This is a genomic window from Micromonospora radicis, from assembly GCF_003583405.1.
In the GTDB taxonomy this organism is placed as follows: Bacteria; Actinomycetota; Actinomycetes; order Mycobacteriales; family Micromonosporaceae; genus Micromonospora; species Micromonospora radicis.
This window is the reverse complement of sequence record NZ_QXEC01000065.1, coordinates 1-909: the sequence shown is the minus strand read 5'-3', so window position 1 is coordinate 909 and position 909 is coordinate 1. Positions and strand designations below refer to the sequence as shown.

The 909-nt window shown below is 67.5% G+C and carries 1 protein-coding gene; it reads left to right on the top strand.

Going from position 1 to position 909, the window contains the following annotated elements; all coding sequences use genetic code 11:
- Positions 1–885 (top strand): IS5 family transposase, encoded by an 885-nt coding sequence (locus D2L64_RS26930; RefSeq protein ID WP_119579997.1) that lies wholly within the window; start codon positions 1–3, stop codon positions 883–885.
- The last annotated feature ends 24 nt before the right edge of the window (positions 886–909 follow it).

Here is a 909-nt window from a genome sequence, read left to right as displayed (position 1 = left end):
CTGTGTCGCTGTGTCTGTAAACCGGCGTACGAGTCGTCTCTGACGGATGGGCAGTGGGCGGTGATCGAGCCGTTGTTGCCGGTGAGGGATCCGCGTCGGGGTGGGCGGCCGTTGCGGTATCCGCGCCGGCTGGTCATCGACACGATCCTGTATGTGCTGCGGACCGGTGCGGCGTGGCGGCACGTGCCGCACGATCTGGTGCCGTGGGACGTGGCGTATCGGTGGTTTCGGTGCTGGAGTGCTGACGGGACCTGGGACCGGGTTCATGACCGGCTGCGCGACGCGGTGCGGGTGGCTGAGGGGCGTGATCCGCAGCCCTCGGCCGCAGTGTTGGACTCGCAGACCGCGCATAGCCATCAGGGTGGTGAGGCGATCGGCTACGACGCCGGTAAACGCACCCGGGGCCGTAAGCGGCATGTCCTGGTCGACACCTGCGGACTGCTGCTCAAGGCTGTGGTGCATTCCGCGTCGGTCCAGGAGCGTGCCGGCGCCAAGCTGGTCCTCGCGGGGATCACCAAGGCGTTCCCGCTGCTGGGCTTGGTCTGGGCCGACGCGGGCTACGTCAACCGGGTCGACGCCGGGCTGCTGGCCTGGGCGCGCACCCACGCCGGTGTCGATCTGCAGATCGTGGCCCGCAACGCCGACGTGAAAGGCTTCCAGGTGCTACCCCGCAGGTGGGTGGTGGAACGAACTTTCGCCTGGTTGGGACGGTGCAGACGGTTGGCCCGCGACTACGAACGCAAGCCCGCGCACGCCGAGGCGATGATCAAAGTCGCCATGATCCGGCTGATGGCTGCCCGCCTCGCTGGCGAGGACGTCGAGCCGCAAGGCCCGATCGAGACCGAAGCAGCCCGACGCCTCGACGACGAACTCAACCACAAGTAGTCACCGAGTTACCCAACACTCTCT